A 23,381-nucleotide genomic window follows, 5' to 3' on the forward strand; every position below is an offset into this window, starting at 1 on the left:
GACCCATGAGTGACATCCCGCCAATCCTGCGCCTCGAGCCCGTGTCCGAGAACCGTTACGCGGTGACCAACGCCGGCGATGCCGCGGAGAACCCCGTGGTGTTCGGCGGCCAGCTGCTGGCCCAGATGATCACCGCCGCCGGAGCCCACAGCGAGGGCAAGACGGTGAGGACGATCCACACGACGTTCGCCCGAGCGGCGAGGGTCGACGCCGACACCGAACTGCTGGTCGACACCTTCCACGGCGGACGATCGTTCGCCAGCCACACGATCACCGCGGTGCAGGGCGACCGCATCTGTGCCCGTGCCCAGGTTTTGACCGACGCCGGCGAGCCCGACCTGATCGAGCACCACGACCCTGCGCCCGAACGCACACCGCCGGCGGGCGACGGCGACACCGGCCACTCGGTGTTCCCCGGCGCCGAGTTCGTGATCGCCGACGGGGTCGACCTCGTCGACAGCGCCGCCCCCGTCGGACCGGCCGAGCTCACCGTCTGGTACCGCAGCCGTCACACCCCCGACGATCCGCTCGTCAACCAGGCCGTGCTGGCGTGGGGCACCGACGGCTTCCTCATCGGCACCGCCATGCGTCCCCATGCGGGGATGGGTTATGACCGCGCCCACGTCGACCTCTCGACCGGCGTGATCGGCCACACGCTCACGTTCCACCGCCCCTTCTCGATGACCGACTGGCTGCTGATGGAGCACGAAGCACCGTTCGCGGGCGGGGGTCGCAGCTACGGCCGCTGCCACATCTTCGACCGTGCCGGCGCGCTCGTCGCGAGCTACATCCAGGACAACATGATCCGGGCCATGCCCCAGGGCCAGTCGTTCTGAGAAACCAATCCTTCTGACAACCAATCCTTCTGAGGGCGAGTTGACCACCGCAGCGGTGGCCGACTCGCCTCAATTTGTGGGGGGTGGGGAGGGCCAGAGTCGGCAGAGTTCGTCGGTGGTCGTGATGGTGGTGATCGACGACAACGTGTGGTCGATCACGGCGTCGGCGTAGTCGGCGGGGAGGCCCACGACGGCGTCGCGGGGCAGGACCACCTGGTAGCCGAGGTCGATGGCGTTGATGCAGAGGCCGAGGATGCCGAGGTTCACCGACACGCCGGTGGCGACGATCGTGGTGATGCCCATGTTGCGCAGCATCTGGTCGAGCGAGGTCGACATGAACGGGGTCATGCCGTGCATGCGGGGCACGACCACGTCACCCGGTTCGGGCCCGAGCTCGGGCACGAGCGCGGCGCCGGGGGTGCCGATCTCGGTGGGCACGATTCCCTGCTCGCGCCGGAGCTTGGCCCCCATGGCGAAGATCTTGCAGTTCTCGGTGGAACCGATGCCGTCGGCCCGGTGTTCGACCGTGCAGTGCACCACACTCGCCCCCGCACCACGGGCGGCCCGACACACGCGAGCGGCGTGGGTGATCGTGCCCGCCTCGGCGACCCTGGCCACCAGGGCAGGCAGTAGCGCGCCCTCGCCCACCACCCCCTGCTGGAGTTCCATCGTCAACACCGCAGTGTGCGCGGGGCCGACCAGGGTGGCGAGGCGTTCCTGGTCTCGGCGGGCTTTGGCGTCATCGTCCATCGTGCGAACATGATGGCCCAATGTGGGACTTCGAGACAGAACCGGATTATCAGGCCAAGCTCGACTGGGCCGACGAATTCGTCCGCGAGGAGATAGAGCCACTCGACCACGTGCTCGGCAGTCCGTTCGACAAGAGCGACCCGCGCGTGATCGACCTGATCCGCCCCCTCCAGCAGCAGGTGAAGGACCAGGCGCTGTGGGCCTGCCACCTCGGTCCCGAGCTCGGCGGCCCCGGCTACGGCCAGGTGAAGCTGGCGCTGCTCAACGAGATCCTCGGGCGCTCCGGGTGGGCGCCCACGATCTTCGGCTGTCAGGCGCCGGACTCCGGCAACGCCGAGATCCTCGCCCACTACGGCACCGACGAGCAGAAGGCCCGCTATCTCGAACCACTGCTCGAGAACCACATCTCATCGTGCTACTCGATGACCGAACCCCATGCCGGGGCCGACCCGACGCTGTTCACCACTCGGGCCGAACTCGACGGTGACGAGTGGGTCATCAACGGCGAGAAGTGGTTCTCGTCGAATGCCAAGTACTCGACGTTCCTCATCACCATGGCGGTCACCAATCCCGACGTGAGCGCCTACCAGGGCATGTCGATGTTCATCATCCCCACCGACACACCCGGCATCGAGATCATCCGCAACGTCGGCATCGGCACCGAATCCGAGGAACACGCCTCCCACGCGTACCTGCGTTACGACGACGTGCGGGTACCCGCCGACCATGTGCTCGGCGGTGAGGGCCAGGCGTTCGCGATCGCCCAGACCCGCCTCGGCGGTGGCCGGATCCACCACGCCATGCGCACGATCGCCACCCTGCGCAAGGCGTTCGACCTGATGTGTGAACGGGCCCTGTCCCGCGACGTCCGCGGCGGCAACCTCGCGTCGCTCGGCATCACGCAGGAGAAGATCGCCGACAGTTGGATCGAGATCGAACAGTTCCGCTTGCTGGTGCTCCGGACCGCCTGGCTGATCGACAAGCACAACGACTACAAGATCGTGCGCAAGGACATCTCGGCGATCAAGGCCGCCATGCCCAAGGTGCTGCACGACGTCGTCCAGCGATCGATGCACCTCCACGGCTCACTCGGCATCTCCAACGAGATGCCGTTCAGCGGCTGGATGGTCGCCGCCGAGGTGATGGGCCTCGCCGACGGCCCGACCGAAAACCACAAGGTCGTGCTCGCCCGTCAGCTCCTCAAGGGATACCGGCCCCACGACGGGCTGTTCCCGAGGGCGCACCTCCCGGCTGTGCGCGAGGCCGCTCGGGCCAAGTACGCCGAGTTCCTCGAACACGAGGTGGGGAACTCCTAGCTGGAGGATTCGAAGACGAAGTCCTCGAGCAGCGCAGCCAACTCGAGCGGGGTGTCGCCCTGCACGCTGTGGCCGGCCTCGGCCACGTGCTCGACGCGGGCCGACGGTCGGCGACGAAGGAGCTCGGCCTCGTCGGCATCGTCGACGACCGACTGCTCGCGCATGCCCCGCACGAGCATGACCGGCACGGTCAGGTCGGAGATGATGTCCCAGAGCCGTTCGAACTGGGGGAACCCGCCGGCTTCAGTGCCGCGGAACCGCGCGTAGCGCCAGACCCAGCCGCCGTCGGGCCGTTGCTCGGCGTTGTGCAGGATGCCGCGACGCAGTGACTCGACCGTGCGGGTGGGGTTGAACTCGATGGTGCGGGCGAGCAGGTCCTCGAAGCTCGGGAACGACTCGGGACCGTTGACGAATGCGGTGATCTGTTCGGTCTTCTCGGCATCGACACCGGGGGTGACGTCGACGAGCACCGCCTTGCGCACCAGCTCGGGGGCGTGGTCGGCGAGGGCGAGCATGGTGAGTCCGCCGAGCGACATTCCGGCCACGCCGAGCGCGTCGGGGGCGAGGGTGCGCACGACCTCGGCGAGATCCTCGGCGTTGCGGTTCGCGTCCGTGGTGGCATCGGCCGGCGGTCCCGAGTGACCGTGGCCGGGCAGGTCGATGCACACGAGCGGGCGCCCGAGGGCGAGCGCGACGGTGTCCCATGTGTGGGCGTTCTGGGCGCCGCCGTGGAGCAACACCAGCTCCGGTGGGTCGTCGCCCCACACCAGCGCACTCAGGTGCCGGCCGTCGTCGAACTCGACGTTCTCCCGGCGCACCGTCGGCGGACCCGGATACGGAATGCCGTACTCGGACGCGTTCTCGTGGAACAGCCCGAACTCGTCGTAGTCAACCTTCTCGACAGCCATCAGCCGACCTTAGAACGCACTGTCCCTAAAGAGCACTGTCCCGCGGGTCCCAGAACTGGCGGGCCTTGTCACCGAGCCGGTTGAGCGCATACACGGTGACGAACATCACCGCCGACGGAATGAACACCAGGTGTGGCGAGGTCCGCAGCTCTCCCTGGCCGGCCGAGATCATGTTGCCCCAGGTGGGCGTGGGCCGCGAGATGCCGACGCCCAGGAAGCTGAGCGATGCCTCGGCGACGATCAGCACCGCCACGATGATGAACGAGTACGACAGCAGGGGGCGCAACACGTTGGGCACCAGCTCACGCAGGATGATCCTCGTGTGCCCGGCCCCCAGGGTGCGGGCCGCCACGACGAACTCGCGGTGCACGAGCGTGAGCGTGTTCGCCCGGGCCAGCCGGGTATAGGTGGGGATACCGAGCAACGCCAGGGCCAGGGCGATGCTCAACACGCTGGGCTCGATCGCAGTGACCAGCGCGAGCAGGAGGATCAGCGGCGGAAAGGCGAGCGTCGAGTCGGTGAGCACACCGATGATCGAGTCCAGTCGACCGCCGAAGTAGCCGGCTGCGATGCCGATCAGGCCACCGAGGACGGTGCCGACCAGTACCGCGATCAGGCTCACCTGGAGCGAGACGCGGGCGCCGTAGATCACGCCGCCGAGGATGTCGAGGGCCTGCGAGTCGGTGCCGAACGGGTGGGCCGACAGCAGGTCGGGCGTGGCCCGGCTGGGGTCGGTGAGGGTCAGCGAGCTGTCGTAGGACTCGCTCAACGGCAGGAAGTCGGCGAACACCGCCGCACCGACGAGCATCACCACCCATGCCAGGGCGAGCCACAGGTCGGTCTCGACCGGACGGCCCATCCAGTGGCGAAGTGCGCGGTCGAGCCCCGTGTACATGACGAAGACGCCGACGAGACCGCCGATCACCCGCGCGGCCATCGGGAACTCGATCGCCATTCCCACGGCGACCATGACGGCACCGACGAACAGGACGGCGATCCACGCCGCAGCCGCGCCCGCCGACCGCGTTGTCGTGGTGGCCCGGGTTTCGGCGGGCACTGGTTCAACGGGCATCGCGCACCCTCGGGTCGAGGTAGAGATACGAGAGGTCCACCAGCAGGTTGATGAACACGTAGAACACGGCGATCAGGAGCACGCCGCCCTGCACGATCGGGAAGTCGCCGGGCGTCACACCATCGCTCACGACGAGTCGTCCGACGCCCTGGATGCCGAACACGGTTTCGACGATGACGGTGCCGCCGATGGCCCGGCCGAGGCTGACCCCCAGCAAGGTGACCAGCGAGAACGACGATGGCCGCAACGCCTCCTTGCGCAGCACCTTGCCCGGGGACATGCCCTTGGCCCGAGCCGACAGGATGTAGTCCTCCTGCAGGGTGGCGATGAGGTCGCTGCGCAGGAGGCGGGTGAACACGGCGATCTCGGTGAGCGCGATCGTGAGTGCGGGCAGGAACGCCGTGCGCAGGTTCTCGCTGAGGCCCTCCTCGGCGGTGATTCGGGAGAAACCGGTGCGGTTGAAGGCGGGGAACTTGTTCGTGACGAGTGCGGTGAGGGCGAGAATGCCGACGCCGATGAGCAGCCAGCGCACCCGGAACCGTCCGCCCGGCGCGGCCCCGGGCCGCGCCGTCCACAGCGCCCAGAGGCCGGCGGCGACGCCGAGTATGCCGATGGCCGTGCGCGGCACCGTGGGGTTGGAGACGAAGAGGAAGGCGAGGAGGAGCGCAGCGACGAAGCTCGGGATCGAGATCAGGGCCGAGGTGAGCGCGTTGCTGGCCCGATCGAACCCGCTCCCCTCCCGGTAGGCAGCCCACAAGGCGGTGGGGATGGCGACGATCAGGGCGATGAGAATGCCCATGGTCGCGAGCTGGAGCGTGATGGGCAGGCTCTGCACCAGCAGTTCGCGCACGCTGAAGGCGGGCTTCAGGAGCGAGTTGCCGAAGTCGCCCTGGAGGGCGTTGCCGAGCCATTCGGTGTAGCGCTCGAGGACCGGACGGTCGAGGCCCAGCTCCATACGGATGCGGGCCACGTCTTCGGGGGTCGCGTCATTGCCCAGCAGCCGAATGGCAGGGTCGCCGGGAACGAGCTCGACCAGGAAGAACGTGGCCAGCGAGACCAGAAAGAGCACGGGCGCCAGCTTCAGGAGCCGGTTGCCGATGATGCGCATCATGGCTTCGACACCCCCAGCGATCCGGTGACTGCCCGCCAGAGCCGCGGGCCGTAGCGGGACTCGATCTCGTCGGATGATGCCGCAGCGACGACCGGTCCCTCCTCGATGTCGGCGTCGTAGTCGATCACCCATGTGCCGAATACTCGATCGAACACGCTGCGGCCCCGGGGGTCCGCAAGCAGCGCAACAACTCCGACCGCCACCGGCAGCAGCGCCAGGCCGAAATCGGGTACGACCAGGACACCCCACGCGACCACGGCACGACCGAACGCCCGGGGGCCCGGGGCGTCGACCGCGATGACCTTTACGTTGCAGAGCTCCTTCCCCGGGGTCTGACCGCGCCGAGCGACGAACGCCGTCTCGTAGGTCACCGCCACGACGAAGACCAGCAGCGCAGGAGCGAGGGCACGCCCCCATGGTCCGACGTCGAGCGCGTCGGTGAGCGGTGCCATGACCGCGAACAGGACGGTCACGGCGAGTCCGAACGACAGGAAGAACACCGTGAAGCCGTCGACCAGACGGGCGGCGATCCGCCGGGCGGACAGCGAGAGTCGGGCGCGGGTCGAGGCGCTCATGACAGCGGATGGTGGCAGGCGACGTGGCGACCGGGGCTCACCTCGACGAGCTGCGGCTCGGTCGTGGTGCAGACGTCGGTGGCATGGGGACAGCGGGTGCGGAACCGGCAGCCGCTCGGTGGGTCGATCGGCGACGGCATCTCGCCCTGGACCGCCGAGGGGGTGCGGGGAATGTGCGGGTCGGGCAGCGGGATCGACCTGATGAGCAGTTCGGTGTACGGGTGGTACGGCCGCTCGAAGAGCGCGCCCGGTGCGCCGACCTCACAGACCTTGCCCAGGTACATCACGAGCACGCGGTCGCTGATGCTGTTCACCACCGAGAGGTCGTGGGCGATGAACACCATCGTGAGCCCGAAACGCGCTTTCATCTCCTCGAGCAGGTTGAGGATCTGGGCCTGCACCGACACGTCGAGTGCCGAGACCGGCTCGTCGCACACCAGGATGCGAGGCCGCATCAGCAGGGCCCGGGCGATCGAGATCCGCTGGCACTGCCCGCCGGAGAACTCGTGGGGGCGGCGGTCGCCAACCACCGTGGGATCGAGGCCGACGGCGGTCAGGGCCTCGTCGATGCGCTCAGCCGCGTCATCGGGTCGACCCCAGATGTCGAAGCCCTCGGCGACGATGTCCTTGACCTTGCGTCGCGGATTGAGCGACGAGATCGGGTCCTGGAACACCATCTGGAGACGGGTCCGGATCCTGCGGAGATCGCGATGGCCGAGCTCGCACAGCTCAGTGCCCTCGAACTTCACCGATCCGGACGTGGGCGGTCGCAGCTGGAGAATGGCTCGTCCGGTGGTCGACTTGCCGCAGCCCGACTCGCCGACCAAGCCGAGCGTCTCTCCTTCGATCAGATCGAAACTGATCCCCGAGACCGCCCGGACGGTCTGACCGCCCGGCAGGGGGAACTCGACGACGAGATCCTCGACCCGCAGAATCGCGTCGTCGGGCGAACGGAGGTGGGCGCTACCCGTGCCGGCCATGTCAGGCACTCTCCACGACGTCGAGCGCGAGACCGGCCGCGGTGACGCCCGACTCGCGATTGGCGGCGCGAGCACGGTCGCCGGCCGGGGTTCCCAGCGGATGAAGGCAGGCGTGGACGTGCTCGCCCTCGATCGGCACGAGTTCGGGATCGGTCTCGAGGCAATCGGGCTGGGCGAGGCGGCATCGGGGATTGAAAGAGCAACCGGTCGGCGGATCGGTCATGTCGGGGGGCCGACCCGAGATCGCGTGCAGCGGCGCGTGAGCCGGCCCGCCCATACGCGGGATGGAGTCGAGCAGCGCCTCGGTGTAGGGATGGGTGGTGGAGTCGAAGACCTCGACGGCGGTGGCCTGCTCGACGATGCGGCCGGCGTACATCACGGCGATGCGATCGGCATACGAGGCCACCACTCCCAGGTCGTGCGTGATCAGGATCATGCCCATGCCCAGATCGTTCTGGAGTGTGGCGAGGAGATCGAGGATCTGCTTCTGCACCGTCACGTCGAGCGCGGTGGTCGGCTCGTCGGCGATCAGCAGTTTGGGCTCACACGAGATGGCGATGGCGATGGTGACGCGCTGACGCATCCCACCCGACAACTCGTGTGGATAGGCGTCGATGCGCCGCTCGGGATCGGTGATTCCGACCATGGCGAGCAGCTCGAGCGATCGTGCTCGGGCGTCGGCTCGACTCAGGCCCAGGTGTTGCCGCAGCGGCTCGGCCATCTGGTTGCCGATGCGGCGCACGGGATTGAGCGACGTCAGAGGGTCCTGGAAGACCATCGCCATCTCGTTGCCCCAGAAGCTCGTGGCGGTGGAGGGGTCGAGCTGGAGCAGATCGCGTCCCTCGAACAGAATGCTCGACTCGGGGGCAACCGTGGCGTTGCGCCCGAGCAGCTGCATGATCGTGCGCACGAGCACCGACTTGCCGGAGCCCGACTCGCCCACGATGCCGAGCGTCTCGCCGGCCTCGAGGGCGAACGACGCGCCGTCGACTGCTCGTAACTCGCCGCGCGACGTCGAGAACGACGTCGACACGCGGGAGACGTCGAGCAGTGGCGGCGCAGCATGCATGGAAGTCATCGGTGAAGGCATTCAAACACGGCGATGGTCCGGGCGCCCTCGGGCACCCGGACCATCGATCGTCAACCGTTCATCAACCAGCGATCACCGCGTCGTGGAAGAGGAAGATGGTGGCGACGGTCGGGACGATGCCCTGGACCTCGTCGGACCACACGATGCCCTCATCGGTCGAGCCCAGCGCAACGGCCACCTTGTCCTCGATGAAGATGTTGTTCATCTCGGCGTAGGCGTCGAGCTGTTCCTGACCGGACGGCGCGGCGAGGATGGCGTCGAGTGCGGCATCCATCGCATCGCTGGCATAGCCCATGCGGTTCGAGGCACTGTCGGATCGCAGGTTGCGTCCGAAGGTGGTCGTGGCCGTGGCCGGGCCGGCGTTGAAGCCCCAGCAGGCGGCGTCGAAGTTGCCGGCGACGACCTCACCGATCTGGTCACCCTGGCCGATGATGTCGACGGTGACGTCGAAGCCGACGCCCTCGAGCAGCGCCTCCATCGCGAGACCGGTGTCGCCGGACGGCGGCGTGGTCGTGCACAGCACCTGGAGAGTGCCGTCGTAGCCGTCGGCCTTGGCCTCCTCGAGCAGCTCGGTTGCCCGGTCAGCATCGGTTTCCGCCACCTCGACGGCGTCGGAGAAGTAACGCGAACCCGGGACGATGAGCGACTTCGAGGCGTTCAGGTTGCCCTCGTAGGCCCGCTCGTTCACGACCGCGTCGTCGACGGCGAGCGAGATCGCCTCACGGACCCGGATGTCGTTGCCCGGTCGGCCCTCGACATGGTTGATGATCAGGACGGTGCCACCGTCCTGGGGCACCATGAACTCGTTCTCACCGTTCTCGCGTGCGAGACCGATCTCCGCGGGACTGCGCAGGAAGGCGACGTCGAGGTCGCCGGCCTGGAACGATTCGTAGGTCGTACCCGGATTGAACACGAAGCGCAGGCGCTCCACGCAGACCGGGCCACCCCAGTAGTCGTCACGAGCGACGAGCACCAGTTCTTCGCCGGGGGCGTTGCGCTCCACGACATAGGGACCGACGCCGGCGGCGTCAGGCGGGTTGGCGCCGACGTCGTCGCCGATCACGCCGACGTTGACGACCATGCCCGGCTCGTCCGCGAACAGGAACGGGAACTCGGCCCACGGTCCGTCGAGGGTGATGACCAGGGTGGTCGCGTCGACGACGGTCTTGTCGGTGATCGTGGTCATGAAGCCGGCGGACGTGTTGCGCACACCCTCGTCGAAGAACCGGTCCATGTGATCGGACACCATCTGGGCATCGAGCGGCGTCCCGTCGCTGAACGTGATGTCGTCCCGCAGGGTCAGGGTCCACTCGGTGAAGTCGTCGTTGGACTCGATCCCTTCGGCCACGTGCGGCGTGTAGGTGCCGTTCTCGTGGTCGTAGATGAACAGCGCGTCATAGATCGCGGCCACCTCGGTGCCACCCACCAGCGCGCCACTGGCGCGGGTCGGGTCGAGCACGTTGCTCGGCGCGAACGTGCCGTAGGTGATCTCGGTACCGGGGACCGTCGCGTCGCACTCACCGGCAGTGTCGGTGTCGGTGTCGGTGTCGGTGTCACCGTCGGTATCGGTGTCGGTATCGGTGTCACCGTCGGTATCGGTGTCGCCGTCCGTGTCGGTGTCCGTCGTGTCCGGCGTCGCGTCATCCCCGTCGTCGTCACCGCAACCTGCGGCGATCACGACGAAGACGCACAGCGCCGCCAACAGACGGAGCCAGTTTCGTTCTCTCATCGCTTGTCCCCTTGTCACTCGTCCAGTTCTCATTTCCTGTCCCCTTTTCACTACTTGTCCCCTTTGTTGACTTCTTGGTTGCTTGCTCGAATCACTTCTTCTTGCCGGAGAACACCGCGCGCAGGTCCTCGAGACCGGCCGGCAACTCGATCGGTGGGTCGGGCAACTGCTCGACGCCGCGTTCGGCGAGAATCTCCGCCATCACCTCGGGTTCGTCACTCCAGGAGCGAGGGTCACCCATCATCACTTCGTAGAGCTCGACGCCTTCGGGGCCGGCCACGAAAGGTCCGAACGCCGCGCCGAAGGGCAGCTCGATGTGCGAGCCGGGGCCGCACAAGACCCCGTCGCAGGTGAACTCACCCGACAACACGGTGATCACGTGGGGGCTGTAGTGGCCGTGGCGACGCACGATCATTCCCGGGTCCCACTTGGCGAACAGACCCAGGTAGAGCGGTTCGACCGAGAAGGCCACCCACCGCTCCCACACGTGGGACTCGCTGCCGTCGGCGTTGCGCTGGCTGCGCACCGCGATCCACGGCACGTCGTTGTCCCCGCCCGGATGCACGATGGTGTGCTCCTTGCCGGGGATCCTCGGGACTTCACCGATGTTCATCTACCTGCTCCCAGTGGTCGGCTTCGAGTGCGTCGAGCAGCATGCTCACGGAATCGTCGATCACGCCGAGTTCGTCGCCACTGAGGCGGGCGAACACTCGCTCCCGGATTCCGTTGTAGGCGGTGAGCGCCTGATCGGCGAGCGCATGCCCCTCGGCGGTCAGCGTGACGATCACCTTGCGACGATCGTCGGTCGGCGTCTCTCGGCGGACGAGCCCCTTGCGCTCCACGCGGTCGACAGCGTGGCTGATCGATCCCATCGGCCGTATCACATAGTCGGCGATCTGGCTGACGGGCAAGGCGTGGGGCGGCGCTTCCTTGCGCAGCGTTGCGAGAATCACGAAATCACGAAAGCTGATGTCGAACTCCCTGACCGCTTCGACCTGCAGCATCTCGAGGAAGATCACGACCCGCTGAAGGCGGGTGAAGAGACCGGCAGGACTGTCGTGATCGAGCACGTAGCCCGGTACGACCGCGGCGAGGCGCACGTCATCGGCAAGGCGCACGTTGTCATCACTTGCTGCGCTCACCGGCCCCCCTCGGCTATTAATTTCATGCGAGACTATCTTGTCTGAGAGCAATTGTCCAGTCTCACCGGCACGGACGGTAGCTCCCGATTCACCGTCTTGCGACTACTCCAGATTTAGTCTAGGGTAAGACTAACTCGCCGTAGAATGACCGGCGGACACGATCAAGGGGGACAGTAATGAGTGATGCGATCTTCCACCCACTCGACGCGGCGCCGTGGGAAAACCCCGACGACGCGCCCGAGGAACTACGCGAACTCGCCGAGAAGGCCAAGGCCGTCGGCGCCCGCCGGGCCCAGGTGACCACCGGCGCCATCGGACTCCACACCCAACTGTCCGAGATGCCCGCCGGCTACGAGGTACCGCCGCACCGCCACAGCGCTCACGAACTGATGGTCGTCCTCGAAGGCGGCTGCACCATCGCCAACGGCCCCACCCTCACCGCCGGCGACATGGCCGAAGTGCCCGCCGACTCCGAGTACGGCTTCACCGTCGGTCCCGACGGCATGCGCTTCATCGTCGTCCGGCCCGACAAGTCCACCACCAAACTGTCCTAGGAGAAACTGAACCATGCGCAACGGCCACAAGGTCTTCGACGCCGATTCCCACGTGATCTACCCGGCGGATCTCTGGGACACGTACCTCGAACCCGAGTTCAAGCACCGCGTCACCCGCAAGGCTCCGGCCGGGCTCGACACCTACAACCCGGTCGTCGTCGACGGTCGCTGGACCCAGCACGACACCAGCCTCTACGGCCAGTTCCAGAAGGTCATCAACTGGACCGCCGAGGACATGGAAGCCAAGTACGGCGACATCGTCCACAAGGGTTTCACCGGCGACCGGGTCGCCGACGCGCTCGCCGTCGACGGCATCGACGTCGCCGTGATCTACGGTCCCGAGTACGACCTCTGGGTCGACGGCATCGACCCGCAGCTCCAGGCCGCCATGGTGCGCGCCTACAACCGTTGGGGCGCCGAGATGCGCGAGACGTCCGGCGGTCGAGTGATCACCAGCTCACCCGTGCCGCTCAACGACATCGCCCGCGCCGTCGAGGAGATCCAGTTCGCCCACGACGAGCTCGGCATTCGGGCCTTCTGGGCGCGTCCGAACTACATCAACCACCGCAACCTCGGTCATCGCTACTACGACCCGATCTACGAGCTCCTCCAGGATCTCGATTGCGCCTTCGCAACCCACGAATTCATGGGCCTGCGGGGCAACACCGAAGGGTCGGATCGCTTCTTCACCTTCACCGAGTGGCACACCGCCGTACACGCCCACGAGGCGCAGAACGCCATGCTCTCGATGATCACCCAGGGTGTCTACGAACGGTTCCCGAAACTGCGCGTGGCCTACATGGAGGCCGGCTGCGGCTGGCTCCCGTCCTGGCTGCACCGCATCGACGAGCACCTCGAGCTCGGCGGCGAGAAGGAATGCCCGGACCTCACCATGTCCGCGACCGAGTACTTCAAACGCAACTGCTGGATCACGACCGAGTGCGAGGATCCGTTCGTCGCCGACGTGATCCGCTGGCTCGGCGACGATCGCATCCTGTGGGAGAGCGACTTCCCCCATCCCGACTCCAAGTACCCCGGCACCACCGTGGAGTTCATGGAGCTGCGCCCCGACCTGATCACCATGGAGAGCAAGTCCAAGATCCTCTGGGACAACGCCGTCGACTTCTACCGGTTCCCGGACGGGTACCTCCCGACCGAGTTCCACGAGGCGACCGACGAACCGATCAACGCTTCGGCCTGAGATGGCGACGTTTCGTCGACCTCACCAAGCCGTCGACTTCGATGAACTCCAGCGGCGGTTCCCACCGCCACCGGAGTACTTCGAGTCGGCCTGGCTCGACGATCCAGAGCGGATCGAGGCCAAGCAGCTCGCCCGAGTGAAAGCGCGGGCGCATGCGGCCCAGCAGGTGCCGTTCTTCGAACGACGCTGGAGTGAAGCCGGGTTCGATGCCCGCGATCTCAACTCGCTCGACGACCTCCATCACATTCCGGCCTACACGGTCGACGACATCCGGGCTTCGATCGAGGCCCATCCACCCTACGGCGATTACCAGGGCGCCTCGGTCGCCGGCGCCATGCAGGAGCCGATCCGGCTCTTCGCCTCCGGCGGCACCACCGGGGCCTCACGGCCCACGCTCTACACCGCATGGGACCGCGAGGTCGGCGCGCTGCTCACCGCCCGGGCGCTCTACCTCCAGGGCATCCGTCCGGGCGATGTCGTCGTGAACGCGTGGGCCTACTCGACCCACAACGGCGCCCACATCATGGATGAGGCCCTCTACAAGTGGCTCAACTGTGTCGTGATCACGACCGGCACCGGCAACGTCACCGCCAGCAAGAAGCAGGTCGAGTTGGCCCTGGCCTACGGCGCCACCGCCATTCTCACCACCGGTGACTATCTGCTCCATCTGGCCGACGTGGCCGAGGAGATGGGCCTCGACGTGCGCGAAGACCTCAACCTCAAGGCGTTGCCCAACATCGGTGATCCGGCGAAGCTCGAGGCTCGCTTCGGTGTGCCCGTGCTCGACAGTTATGGCTTCCACGAAGTCCAGTGGGTCGCCGTCGAATGCCCCGAGCGCGACGGCCTCCACATCTTCGAAGACGCCTTTGCCGTCCAGATCGTCGACGTCGACACCGGCGAGCCCCTTCCCGATGGAGAGCAGGGTTCGATCTGCATCACCGAGCTCTACAAGACCGGAAGCCCGCAATTCCGCTACAACATCATGGACCTGTCCACGTTGCGGCCCCGCGAGCAGTGTGCGTGTGGCAGTTGGCTCCGCAAGATGGAGCCCTTCGCCGGTCGCGGCGACAACATGGTGAAGCTCCGTGGCGTGAACCTGTGGCCCGAGGCCCTGGGCGAGATCGCCATGCGCGTGCCCGACGTCAGCGACGACTACTTCGTGCGGGCCCATCGCGAGGGCAACCGCGACGAGATCACGATCTCGGTCGTGAGCACCTCCTCGCCGGGCGATTTCGACAGTGTGCGCGAGCAGGTCGCCAAGGCCCTGGCCGACACCACCGGCGTGAAGATCGGTGTCGAGGTCGTGGCGCCGGGTTCGCTCGATGCCAAGACCGGGTTCGGCACCGCGGCAAAGCTGATCCGCTTCGAGGACGAACGGTGAACAACCCGCCCGGCGGGCTCACAATCGAACCCCTCACCGGCAACACCGGCGCGCTCGTCCATGGCGTCGACCTCCGGGACGTCGCCGACGAGGTCCATGCCGCGCTGCACCAGGCGCTGCTGGATCACCTGGTGCTGTTCTTCCCCGGCCAGTCGTTGACGATGACCGAACAGCTGGCCTTCGGTCGACTCCTCGGCGAGGTCGAGGTGCCGCCGTTCGGGCCGGGCCATCCCGACCTGCCCGAGATGACGGTGCTCGATCAGCACGCCCCGAAGGGCAACGGCACCGACGCATGGCACAGCGACAACACGTTTCGTGCCGAACCACCCAAGTTCACCATGCTCCAAGCCGAGCAGCTTCCGCCGACCGGTGGTGACACGTGCTGGTCGAACATGTACGAGGCCTTCGACACCCTGAGCGGACCACTGCAACGCCTGCTCGACGGGCTGACCGCGACGCATGATCTCACCAAGATCCTCGAGCTCACCATCGCCAACGGCCACAGCGGGGGCGCCGACCTCGCGGCGATGCGCGCCGCGTTTCCGCCGATGTCGCATCCGGTCGTGCGGACACATCCCGAGACCGGACGCAAGGCGCTCTTCGTCAACGGCAACTTCACGACGAAGATCGACCAGCTCGGCGACGCCGAGAGCCGGCGGGTCCTCGACCATCTCTACGACCACATCCAGACCCCCGACTTCCAGTGCCGTTTCCACTGGACCCCCGGCGCCCTGGCGCTGTGGGACAACCGATGCCTCCAGCACTACGCCGTCCCCGACTACGAGGACCGGCGCGTCATGCACCGACTGATCATTCGCGGCGAACAACCCGCCTGAGGAGAACCATGCATCACATCCGCTACAACGACATCGGGTGGCACGTACCCACGTCCACCCGCGACGAGCTCGACCTCGCCGACGAACCTCCGGTCGATGAACCAGGACGCAAGTTCCTGGTCGACGGCGAGGCCGGCTTCTACATGCAGGCCGTGCGCATTCCGCCGAACTTCGACGCGCCGGCGCACCACCACGATCGAGCGGAGCTGTTCATGGTGGTCGAGGGTGCGTGCACGTTCAACGGTGAACCGATGGTTCCGTTCGACGTGACCGTGGTCGAGCCCGGCGAGAGCTACGGCTTCATCGCCGGGTCCGAAGGCGTGACGTTCCTCGTCACTCGCCACGACATCGCCACGTTCGTCGAGGAGTCGTGAGCGACCTCGTCGTTCGCGGTGGCACCGTCGTCGACGGCACGGGCCTGCCCCGCCGTCGAGCCGACGTCGTCGTCCGCGAAGGAAGGGTCGTGTCGGTCGGCCGGGCCGACAAAGCCACCGTGAACGCGGCCGACGAGGTGATCGACGCCGACGGACTGATCGTGGCCCCCGGCATCGTCGACGCCCACACGCACTACGACCCCCAGGTCACCTTCGAACCCCTCGCCTCGATGTCGAGTTATCACGGCGTCACCACCGTGCTGGCCGGCAACTGCGGCTTCTCGGTCGCTCCCACCCGGGCCGACGACCGCGACTTCGTCCGGCGGCTGTTCGCCAAGGTCGAACAGATGGAACCGACGGCCATGGACGCGGTGTCGTTCGATTTCGAGTCGTTCGGTGAGTACCTGGGCGCCCGCCAGGGCACCCTCGGGATCAACCTGGCCTGCTACATCGGCCACTCGAACGTGCGGCGTTGGGTCATGGGCGAGGCCGGCTCCGAACGGTCCGCCACCCCGGCTGAGGTCACCGAGATGGCCGAGATCGTGGGCGACGCCATGCGAGCCGGTGCCGCCGGCCTGTCGTCGTCGCACGCGCCCACCCACCTCGACGGCGACAACCGGCCGGTGCCGAGCCGGTTCTCCGATCGCGACGAGCTCGCTGCTCTCGCCGAGGCGGCCGGTTCCACCGGCAGCGGCTCGATCACCTACCTCCCCGAGAGCGCCGTGGGCGGCATCGACGAGCGCGACGAGGACTACTGCATCGAACTCGGTCGTCGATCCGGGCTCCCGATCATCATCCAGGGCCTCGGCGGACGGAACAAGACCGACGCCCCCACCGCCACATGGGACCGAGCGCAGGACTTCCTCGACCGGGCAACGAACAACGGCACGCCGGTCTACAGCATCCTGATCGCTCGCCCGCCGGAACGTCCCGTGACGATCGGGCCGGAGAACCACCACTATCTCGCCGTTCCCTCGTGGGTCGAGATGCTCGCCCTCGATCACGATGCCCGCGCCGAGCGGCTCGCCGATCCCGACGCCCGTGCGGTGCTGCGCGACGCGGTCGAGAACTACAACCGCGACCCGGCTCTCGGCACCACCACTCCCCCGCCGCTGTGGCACACCGTCCACGTCCAGCACGTGGCCGACGTTGCGAACCAATCGCTGGTCGGTCGCACCGTGGCCGACATCGCGACCGAACGAGGCGAGGCGCCGGCCGACGTCGTGCTCGACCTGGCGCTCGCCGAGGACTTCGCCACCGAGTTCCGCTGGAACTGGGAGACACCGGAGTGGACCGACGCGGTGCGCATCGCGCAGCAGGACCCGCGCATGATCATCGGCACGTCCGACGGCGGCGCCCACCTGGCCCGCGACGACGGTGCCGACTGGAGCTCGTGGTTCCTGCGCAACTGGGTGCTCGACCGCGAGGTGTGGTCGCTCGAGGAGGGCATCCGCCAGATCACCCACGTGCCGGCCGCCATCCTCGGCATCGGCGATCGCGGCACGCTCGAACCGGGGCGATGGGCCGACATGTTCCTGTTCGACCCCGACCGCATCGACGCCGGCCGCAAGGAGTTCGTCCGCGACCTCCCCGGCGGCGCCGGCCGATTCAAGGCGTGGCCCGTCGGGGTCCACGCCACCATCGTCAACGGCGTCCCCGTGATCGTCGACGACACCCCGACCGGGAAACTCCCCGGACGCATCGCATCACCCGGAGGCCCACGATGACCGACATGAAGATGTTCGACGGCGACGGCCATGTGGTCGAGCCGGCCGAGACGTTCGCCGACCTGCCCGAGCGGTTCCGGCACTACGTGCCCCGGGTCGAGGCCACCGAAGGCGGCTTCCACTATGTGAGCGGCGAGCGGACGGGGTTCACGATCCGGGCCCATCCCGACACCGTCGGATCCCCGGGCACGACCACCGGGTCGGAGCGGCCGCTCGACGAGCCCGTCGTGGCCCAGGGCGGCGCCGACCCGGCCGGGCGGCTGATCGACATGGACATCGAGTCACTGTCGATCGCTGCGCTCTACCCGACCTACGGGCTCATGATCCAGGGCGTGACCGACGACGAGGCCGCCGTTGCCCTGTCACGCTGCATCAACGACTGGCTCGCCGACTACTGCCGGCACGCACCCGACCGCCTGCTCGCAGTGGCCACTCTCCCGATGACCAGCGCCGCCAGCGCGATCGCCGAGGCCGAACGTTGCCTCGACATGGGCTTCGTCGGCGCGTGGCGCCGACCCGAACGCTTCCCCGGGGTCACTGCCCTGCAGGACCCCGAGATGGACGGGCTCTATTCGCTGCTGGCTGAAGCCAACCGGCCCCTGGCCATCCACCCGGGCCTCAACGGTGTGGTGCCGTACGAGTACTTCGGCGAGCGCTTCGACGAGGACTACTCGACGATGCACGCCGCCCATTTCCCGCTCGAACAGATGATGAACCTCACGAGCCTCGTGGGATTCGGGATCCTCGATCACCATCCCACACTGCGGGTCGCGCTGCTCGAGACCGGGGCCACCTGGCTGCCGTTCTACGCCCACCGGCTCGACGAGCACCTCGAGATCTTCGGCTTCCCGGCCGGAAGGTCGCGGAAGTGGTCGGCAAAGCCCTCCGAGCAGATCCGACGCCAGATCTACGTCTCGGTCGAAGAGCCCGAACCGGGTCTCGCCGACATGCTGGAGACCTACACCACCAACGTGACCTTCGCGTCCGACTATCCGCACGGCGACGGGATCTTCCCCGGCGCCACCGAGGAACTGGCGAAGACCGACCAGATCGGTCTCGAACACCGTCGCCGCATCTTCTGGGACAACGCACTGGAGCTCTACGGCATGGACGAGAGCTCGACCAACACCGCAAGCAGGGGGAAGTCATGACCACGATCAACGACATGTCGGTGCGCGACGCCATCTACGGACTGCGGGCCACCCGTATCTTCGACGGACGGCCGATCCCGCCCGAGCACCTCGACCAGATCCTCGAAGCGACCACCATGGCCTGCTCGTCGGGCAACACCCAGCCGTGGGAGCTGGTCGTCGTCACCGACCTCGACCTGAAACTGAAGATCAAGGCGGAGATGGAGATCGGGTTCGCGCCGGTCGATGCCGACCGGGTGCAGCCCGAGAAGGACCTCGTCGACGGGGTCGGTCGTCCGATCACCGGTCACGCAGCCATCGAGAACCTGGAGAAGGCGGCGGCCATCGTCGTCGTCTGCTGGAATCCCGATCGTGGCATCCGCTTCACCGGCGAATACGAAGAGCTGCCCGACGGCTCGCTCAAGGAGACCCGTGAGATTCCCGGCGGTCGTGGTGCCAGCCTGTTCCCGGCCTGTCAGAACATGATGCTGGCCGCCCGCTCGTTCGGTGTGCAGTCGCTGTTCACGACGTTCTTCTACCTCCGCTACCAGCAGATCAAGGACATCCTCGGCATCCCGCCTCGCATCTTCATGGAGAACGCCATTTTCCTCGGCTACGCCGACGAGAAGCTCGGCGACCCGAAGCGCCGGCCGCTGTCCGAGATCGCCCACATCAACGGATGGGACAACGCCTACGAGGTCGCCGAATGAGCCTGACCGTCGATCCGCTCACGGGCACGATCGGCGCGGAAGTGTCGGGAGTCGACCTTCGCGAGAAGCTCGACGCCGACATGGCGGCGGAGCTCACGTCGCTCCTCCACGAGCATCTCGTGCTCGTGTTCCGAGAACACGCGCTCACCCCGGAGCAACAGATCGAGTTCGGTCGAGCGTTCGGCGAGATCAAGAATCCACCCGTGCGCACCAGCCATGGTGGCCCGCCCGAGATAAACGTGGTCTCACAGGACGACCCCAAAGGCGAAGGCGCCGACAACTGGCACGCCGACAACACCTACACCGCCGACCCGCCGATGGGCTCGATCCTGCACGTCAAGGAACTGCCCGGCAAGGGTGGCGACACGATGTTCGCCAACATGTACGAGGCGTTCGCAACGCTGTCGCCACCGCTGCAGCGGATGTGCGAGGAGCTGACGGCCACCCACGACATCACCATGTCGCTCACCAAGGCGATTCAGCGGGGCCACAGCACTGCTGACCTCGACGAGATCCGCAGCCGGTTCCCGCCGGTCGTGCATCCGGTGGTGATCACCCATCCGGTCACGGGCCGCAAGGCGCTGTTCGTCAACGCCAACTCCACGGTGCGCATCAACGAACTGTCCGACAACGAGAGCGACATGGTGCTGCGCACCCTCTACGAACACGTGCGGGCGCCCGACTTCCACGTGCGGGTCCGCTGGGACCTCTCGACGGTGGTGATCCTCGACAACCTGGCGACCCAGCACTACGCGGTACCGGACTACGACGAGCGACGAACACTGCATCGGGTGGCCATCAAGGGCGGCGTGCTCGCGTAGACATACCTGATGCCAGACATCGCGTTTCCAGGGATCGCGTGGTGGGAACTGCCGGAGACGTTCGAGATCAACCGACTCCCGGCTCGTGCCCCGCTGCCCACCGACGATCGCTGGACACGCTCGCTCGACGGCACGTGGAACTTCCTGCTGGTCGGCCACCCGACCGCGGCGCCGGCCGGCTGGGATGCCCGCACCCGGCGGGGACGCGGCTGGCGATCCATCGAAGTGCCCGGGAGCTGGACCAGGCAGGACACCGGTGACCTGCCGCACTACACCAACGTGCAGATGCCGTGGCCGCTCGAGCCGCCGGCGACTCCGGCCCGCAACCCGACCGGCCTCTACCGCACGACTTTCACGATCCCGCGCGGCTGGGCCACGCGGCGGACCATCCTGCACGTCGGCGGCGCCGAGTCCGTCGCCATCGTCTCGTGTAACGGCCGCTTCGTCGGCGTGGGCAAGGACTCGAGGCTGGCGAGCGAGTTCGAGCTGACCGGTCATCTCGTGCCGGGCGCGAACGTGCTCGCGGTGATGGTCGTGCGCTACAGCGACTCCACGTGGATCGAGGATCAGGACCATTGGTGGCACGGTGGACTTCATCGCGGCGTGTCCCTGCGCTCGACGCCGCCGGTGCACCTCGCCGACGTGGCCACCACTGCCGACTTCGACCCGACCACGGGCGCCGGCACGCTCTCGGTCACCGCCCGGGTCGGCGGCGAGTCGGCAGGCATCGGGCCGGGCTGGTCGACCGCCGTGCACATGTTCGACGAGCGGGGTCGATCCGTCCCGGGCGGCGCGGCCGAGGCGGACGTCGACGCGCCCATTGCGGGCTTCGGCCTCGATGCGTATCTCGCCACCCAGGGCTTCGAGGGCTGCCGGTCAGTGACATGGCTCGACCTCGGGGCGGTCGAACCCTGGTCGGCAGAGTCGCCGCGCCGGTACCGAGTGGCCATCGAACTCCGCAACCCCGACGGCAAGGCCGTGGACGCCACCGAGGTGTGGGTCGGGTTCCGGCGAGTCGAGGTCGGCGAACGGCGACTCCTCGTCAACGGCCGACCCGTGCTGATCAACGGTGTGAACCGCCACGACCATCACCCGGTGACGGGCAAGACGCAGTCACGCGACGACCTGCGAGCCGACCTCGTGACGATGCTGCAGCACAACATCAACGCAGTGCGCACCGCCCACTACCCGAACGACCCGGCGCTGCTCGATCTCTGCGACGAACTCGGCCTCTACGTCATCGACGAGGCCAACGTCGAGTCACACGGCCGCCAGGACTCTTTGTGCCACGACGTCCGCTACCACGGTGCCATCGTCAGCCGGGTGCAACGCATGGTGCTGCGCGACCGGAACCACCCCTGCGTCATCGGCTGGTCGCTCGGCAACGAGGCCGGCCACGGTGCAGCCCACGACGCGGCGGCGGCCTGGGTGCGCGCCGTCGACCCGACGCGATTCGTGCAGTACGAGGGATCGCTCCTCACCCGGGTCAAGCACGGCACCGGGAGCACGACGGCTCGCCACACCGTCGCGCCCGACGCATCCGAACGTATGACGAGCGACATCATCTGTCCGATGTATCCCTCGATCTCGCTGATCGAGCGGTGGGCCGAATGGGCCGAGGCGACCGGCGCCGACGACCGGCCGATGATCCTGTGTGAATACTCCCACGCCATGGGCAACTCCAACGGTTCGTTGGCCGACTACTGGCGGGCCTTCGAGTCCCACCCGGCGCTCCAGGGCGGATTCATCTGGGACTGGAAGGACCAGGGCCTCGCCGAGACCGACGAGCAGGGTCGCTTCTACTGGGCCTACGGCGGCCACTTCGGTGACGAGCCCAACGACGCGAACTTCTGCATCAACGGCCTCGTCGGCCCCGACGGGGAGCCCCATCCCGCGCTGGCGGAAGTGGCGTGGTGCCATCGCCCGGCTCGCGCCACGGCCGAGAGTGGCCGCAAGGTGCGCATCCACAACCATCGCTGGTTCACCGACCTCAGCGACCTGCGATGCAACTGGGAGGTGGCCGTGGACGGCGAGGTGGTGGAGCGAGGCCGAGTGGACCTGCCGACCATCGCACCGCGCTCGTCGAAGGTCGTGACGATCCCGCGGGCCACGGCCCACCACCGAGGCGACGAGGCGTTCCTCACCCTGCGATTCGCCCTGGCCACCGCCACCTCGTGGGCCGATCGGGGTCACGTGGTCAGCACCGAACAACTCCCGCTGCCCACGCGCCCCCGTGAGGTCATCGCCCCGCGCACCGGACGCCGGGCGCGAGTCGACGGCGACACCGTGACCACCGGCCCGGTCACGGTCCGCCTCGACCGCGACGCCGCCACGATCAGTGCCATCGACCTCCACGGTCGGGCACTGGTGACCGGGCCGATCGTGGCGACCCTGTGGCGCGCCCCGACCGACAACGACGGGGTCGCCCAGAGCTGGATGGCCGAAGTCGTCGGGGTTCGCAACCGCTGGCTCGAGTGGGGTCTCGACCGGCTCGAGGTCGAGCCGCAGGGAGTCACGATCGACGACGACGACCGCCACGACGACCGTGGCCTCACCCTCCGCCTGCGCCGTCGCCTCGTCGGCCCCGGCGCCCACGCGGACCACCACACTGTCGTCCGCATCGAGCCCCACGGACGCGTGCGGTTCGAGGACACGATCACCGTGCCCGACGAGTGGAGCGACATCCCGCGGGTCGGCGTCAGCTTCCCGGTCGACGGCCGCTTCGACGAACTCCGATGGTTCGGCCCCGGGCCCCACGAGACCTATCCCGACCGACGGGCCGCGGCCACGGTCGGTACCTGGTCATCGAGCATCGACGACCAGTACCACTCCTATGTGTACCCCCAGGAGCACGGCCACCACGTCGACACACGATGGGTTCAACTGCGAGACGGCCGAGACCGGGTGCGCATCGAGGCCGACGACCGCTTCGGCTTCTCGGCCCGTCGACACAGCGACGCTGCGCTCACGGCGGCGACCACGCTGGCCGACCTCGAACGAGGGGACCAGACCGAGATCCACATCGATGCGGCGGTACGGGGGCTCGGGACCGGCGCCTGCGGACCCGACACCCTCCCGGAGCATCGGGTGCGCCCGGGGGTGCACCACCTGCGCTGGCAACTCGTGGTGCCGCGATAG

Annotated in this window: 22 protein-coding genes; 12 read left to right on the forward strand and 10 right to left on the reverse strand. The window is 67.6% G+C overall.

Annotated elements, in window-relative coordinates; genetic code table 11:
* Positions 1 to 5: 5 nt before the first annotated feature.
* Positions 6 to 836: a thioesterase family protein gene (locus RIB98_04835; protein ID MEQ8840282.1), complete on the forward strand. Its 831-nt coding sequence runs from the start codon at positions 6 to 8 to the stop codon at positions 834 to 836.
* Between the two features lie 69 nt (positions 837 to 905).
* On the opposite strand, the gene RIB98_04840 is transcribed toward RIB98_04835, so the two are convergent.
* Positions 906 to 1,586: a cysteine hydrolase gene (locus RIB98_04840; protein ID MEQ8840283.1), complete on the reverse strand. Its 681-nt coding sequence runs from the start codon at positions 1,584 to 1,586 to the stop codon at positions 906 to 908.
* A gap of 20 nt (positions 1,587 to 1,606) precedes the next feature.
* Here RIB98_04840 and RIB98_04845 point away from each other — a divergent pair, with 20 nt between their 5' ends.
* Positions 1,607 to 2,902, forward strand: a complete 1,296-nt coding sequence (locus RIB98_04845; protein ID MEQ8840284.1) for an acyl-CoA dehydrogenase family protein — start codon at positions 1,607 to 1,609, stop codon at positions 2,900 to 2,902.
* Here the strand turns inward: RIB98_04845 and RIB98_04850 are convergent.
* From RIB98_04850 to RIB98_04890, 9 genes are all read right to left on the reverse strand, one after another.
* Positions 2,899 to 3,810 (reverse strand): alpha/beta hydrolase, encoded by a 912-nt coding sequence (locus tag RIB98_04850; protein ID MEQ8840285.1) that lies wholly within the window; start codon positions 3,808 to 3,810, stop codon positions 2,899 to 2,901. The two genes, RIB98_04845 and RIB98_04850, sit on opposite strands and share 4 nt — an antisense overlap.
* Positions 3,811 to 3,835: 25 nt before the next feature.
* Positions 3,836 to 4,882 carry an ABC transporter permease gene (locus RIB98_04855; GenBank protein MEQ8840286.1) on the reverse strand — a complete coding sequence of 349 codons (1,047 nt, stop codon included), beginning with the start codon at positions 4,880 to 4,882 and terminating at the stop codon, positions 3,836 to 3,838.
* Positions 4,872 to 5,993 (reverse strand): ABC transporter permease, encoded by a 1,122-nt coding sequence (locus RIB98_04860; GenBank protein ID MEQ8840287.1) that lies wholly within the window; start codon positions 5,991 to 5,993, stop codon positions 4,872 to 4,874. The genes RIB98_04855 and RIB98_04860 overlap by 11 nt, the downstream gene beginning before the upstream one ends.
* Positions 5,990 to 6,568, reverse strand: a complete 579-nt coding sequence (locus RIB98_04865; protein ID MEQ8840288.1) for an RDD family protein — start codon at positions 6,566 to 6,568, stop codon at positions 5,990 to 5,992. Before RIB98_04865 ends, RIB98_04860 begins: the two co-directional genes overlap by 4 nt.
* Complete coding sequence (locus RIB98_04870; GenBank protein ID MEQ8840289.1) at positions 6,565 to 7,548, reverse strand: ATP-binding cassette domain-containing protein; 984 nt, start codon at positions 7,546 to 7,548, stop codon at positions 6,565 to 6,567. Before RIB98_04870 ends, RIB98_04865 begins: the two co-directional genes overlap by 4 nt.
* 1 nt (position 7,549) lies before the next feature.
* Positions 7,550 to 8,626: an ABC transporter ATP-binding protein gene (locus RIB98_04875; GenBank protein MEQ8840290.1), complete on the reverse strand. Its 1,077-nt coding sequence runs from the start codon at positions 8,624 to 8,626 to the stop codon at positions 7,550 to 7,552.
* 73 nt (positions 8,627 to 8,699) lie between these two features.
* Complete coding sequence (locus RIB98_04880) at positions 8,700 to 10,367, reverse strand: ABC transporter substrate-binding protein (protein MEQ8840291.1); 1,668 nt, start codon at positions 10,365 to 10,367, stop codon at positions 8,700 to 8,702.
* A gap of 91 nt (positions 10,368 to 10,458) precedes the next feature.
* Positions 10,459 to 10,980, reverse strand: a complete 522-nt coding sequence (locus RIB98_04885) for a hypothetical protein (protein ID MEQ8840292.1) — start codon at positions 10,978 to 10,980, stop codon at positions 10,459 to 10,461.
* Entirely contained in the window at positions 10,967 to 11,509 is a 543-nt protein-coding gene (locus tag RIB98_04890) for a MarR family transcriptional regulator (GenBank protein MEQ8840293.1), read from the reverse strand. The genes RIB98_04885 and RIB98_04890 overlap by 14 nt, the downstream gene beginning before the upstream one ends.
* 176 nt (positions 11,510 to 11,685) lie before the next feature.
* Between RIB98_04890 and RIB98_04895 the strand changes: the two genes are divergently transcribed.
* From RIB98_04895 to RIB98_04940, 10 genes are read left to right on the forward strand one after another with little or no spacing between them, the layout of a single operon-like run.
* Positions 11,686 to 12,063 (forward strand): cupin domain-containing protein, encoded by a 378-nt coding sequence (locus tag RIB98_04895; protein ID MEQ8840294.1) that lies wholly within the window; start codon positions 11,686 to 11,688, stop codon positions 12,061 to 12,063.
* Positions 12,064 to 12,076: 13 nt separating this feature from the next.
* Complete coding sequence (locus RIB98_04900; protein ID MEQ8840295.1) at positions 12,077 to 13,264, forward strand: amidohydrolase family protein; 1,188 nt, start codon at positions 12,077 to 12,079, stop codon at positions 13,262 to 13,264.
* A gap of 1 nt (position 13,265) precedes the next feature.
* Positions 13,266 to 14,645: a hypothetical protein gene (locus tag RIB98_04905; GenBank protein ID MEQ8840296.1), complete on the forward strand. Its 1,380-nt coding sequence runs from the start codon at positions 13,266 to 13,268 to the stop codon at positions 14,643 to 14,645.
* On the forward strand, positions 14,642 to 15,481 hold the full coding sequence (locus RIB98_04910; GenBank protein MEQ8840297.1) for a TauD/TfdA family dioxygenase: 840 nt from the start codon (positions 14,642 to 14,644) through the stop codon (positions 15,479 to 15,481). The genes RIB98_04905 and RIB98_04910 overlap by 4 nt, the downstream gene beginning before the upstream one ends.
* Positions 15,482 to 15,489: 8 nt before the next feature.
* Complete coding sequence (locus tag RIB98_04915) at positions 15,490 to 15,855, forward strand: cupin domain-containing protein (protein MEQ8840298.1); 366 nt, start codon at positions 15,490 to 15,492, stop codon at positions 15,853 to 15,855.
* Positions 15,852 to 17,582, forward strand: coding sequence for an amidohydrolase family protein (locus RIB98_04920; protein ID MEQ8840299.1), 1,731 nt, complete (start codon positions 15,852 to 15,854; stop codon positions 17,580 to 17,582). Before RIB98_04915 ends, RIB98_04920 begins: the two co-directional genes overlap by 4 nt.
* Positions 17,579 to 18,733 carry an amidohydrolase family protein gene (locus tag RIB98_04925; GenBank protein ID MEQ8840300.1) on the forward strand — a complete coding sequence of 385 codons (1,155 nt, stop codon included), beginning with the start codon at positions 17,579 to 17,581 and terminating at the stop codon, positions 18,731 to 18,733. The genes RIB98_04920 and RIB98_04925 overlap by 4 nt, the downstream gene beginning before the upstream one ends.
* Positions 18,730 to 19,422 carry a nitroreductase family protein gene (locus tag RIB98_04930; GenBank protein MEQ8840301.1) on the forward strand — a complete coding sequence of 231 codons (693 nt, stop codon included), beginning with the start codon at positions 18,730 to 18,732 and terminating at the stop codon, positions 19,420 to 19,422. Before RIB98_04925 ends, RIB98_04930 begins: the two co-directional genes overlap by 4 nt.
* Positions 19,419 to 20,243 (forward strand): TauD/TfdA family dioxygenase, encoded by an 825-nt coding sequence (locus tag RIB98_04935; protein ID MEQ8840302.1) that lies wholly within the window; start codon positions 19,419 to 19,421, stop codon positions 20,241 to 20,243. The genes RIB98_04930 and RIB98_04935 overlap by 4 nt, the downstream gene beginning before the upstream one ends.
* A gap of 9 nt (positions 20,244 to 20,252) precedes the next feature.
* Positions 20,253 to 23,381 (forward strand): glycoside hydrolase family 2 TIM barrel-domain containing protein, encoded by a 3,129-nt coding sequence (locus RIB98_04940; GenBank protein MEQ8840303.1) that lies wholly within the window; start codon positions 20,253 to 20,255, stop codon positions 23,379 to 23,381.

The organism is Acidimicrobiales bacterium (assembly GCA_040219515.1).
Classification (GTDB): Bacteria; Actinomycetota; Acidimicrobiia; order Acidimicrobiales; family Aldehydirespiratoraceae; genus JAJRXC01.

What these genes read in the sequence shown, in the direction of transcription:
- RIB98_04840 (MEQ8840283.1), bottom strand. Translation starts at nt 1,586, where the DNA reads ATGGACGATGACGCCAAAGCCCGCCGAGACCAGGAACGCCTCGCCACC.
- RIB98_04925 (MEQ8840300.1), top strand. Translation starts at nt 17,579, where the DNA reads ATGACCGACATGAAGATGTTCGACGGCGACGGCCATGTGGTCGAGCCG.
- RIB98_04930 (MEQ8840301.1), top strand. Translation starts at nt 18,730, where the DNA reads ATGACCACGATCAACGACATGTCGGTGCGCGACGCCATCTACGGACTG.
- RIB98_04855 (MEQ8840286.1), bottom strand. Translation starts at nt 4,882, where the DNA reads ATGCCCGTTGAACCAGTGCCCGCCGAAACCCGGGCCACCACGACAACG.
- RIB98_04880 (MEQ8840291.1), bottom strand. Translation starts at nt 10,367, where the DNA reads ATGAGAGAACGAAACTGGCTCCGTCTGTTGGCGGCGCTGTGCGTCTTC.
- RIB98_04885 (MEQ8840292.1), bottom strand. Translation starts at nt 10,980, where the DNA reads ATGAACATCGGTGAAGTCCCGAGGATCCCCGGCAAGGAGCACACCATC.
- RIB98_04935 (MEQ8840302.1), top strand. Translation starts at nt 19,419, where the DNA reads ATGAGCCTGACCGTCGATCCGCTCACGGGCACGATCGGCGCGGAAGTG.
- RIB98_04895 (MEQ8840294.1), top strand. Translation starts at nt 11,686, where the DNA reads ATGAGTGATGCGATCTTCCACCCACTCGACGCGGCGCCGTGGGAAAAC.
- RIB98_04900 (MEQ8840295.1), top strand. Translation starts at nt 12,077, where the DNA reads ATGCGCAACGGCCACAAGGTCTTCGACGCCGATTCCCACGTGATCTAC.
- RIB98_04860 (MEQ8840287.1), bottom strand. Translation starts at nt 5,993, where the DNA reads ATGATGCGCATCATCGGCAACCGGCTCCTGAAGCTGGCGCCCGTGCTC.
- RIB98_04875 (MEQ8840290.1), bottom strand. Translation starts at nt 8,626, where the DNA reads ATGACTTCCATGCATGCTGCGCCGCCACTGCTCGACGTCTCCCGCGTG.
- RIB98_04845 (MEQ8840284.1), top strand. Translation starts at nt 1,607, where the DNA reads ATGTGGGACTTCGAGACAGAACCGGATTATCAGGCCAAGCTCGACTGG.
- RIB98_04835 (MEQ8840282.1), top strand. Translation starts at nt 6, where the DNA reads ATGAGTGACATCCCGCCAATCCTGCGCCTCGAGCCCGTGTCCGAGAAC.
- RIB98_04870 (MEQ8840289.1), bottom strand. Translation starts at nt 7,548, where the DNA reads ATGGCCGGCACGGGTAGCGCCCACCTCCGTTCGCCCGACGACGCGATT.
- RIB98_04915 (MEQ8840298.1), top strand. Translation starts at nt 15,490, where the DNA reads ATGCATCACATCCGCTACAACGACATCGGGTGGCACGTACCCACGTCC.
- RIB98_04940 (MEQ8840303.1), top strand. Translation starts at nt 20,253, where the DNA reads ATGCCAGACATCGCGTTTCCAGGGATCGCGTGGTGGGAACTGCCGGAG.
- RIB98_04865 (MEQ8840288.1), bottom strand. Translation starts at nt 6,568, where the DNA reads ATGAGCGCCTCGACCCGCGCCCGACTCTCGCTGTCCGCCCGGCGGATC.
- RIB98_04850 (MEQ8840285.1), bottom strand. Translation starts at nt 3,810, where the DNA reads ATGGCTGTCGAGAAGGTTGACTACGACGAGTTCGGGCTGTTCCACGAG.
- RIB98_04905 (MEQ8840296.1), top strand. Translation starts at nt 13,266, where the DNA reads ATGGCGACGTTTCGTCGACCTCACCAAGCCGTCGACTTCGATGAACTC.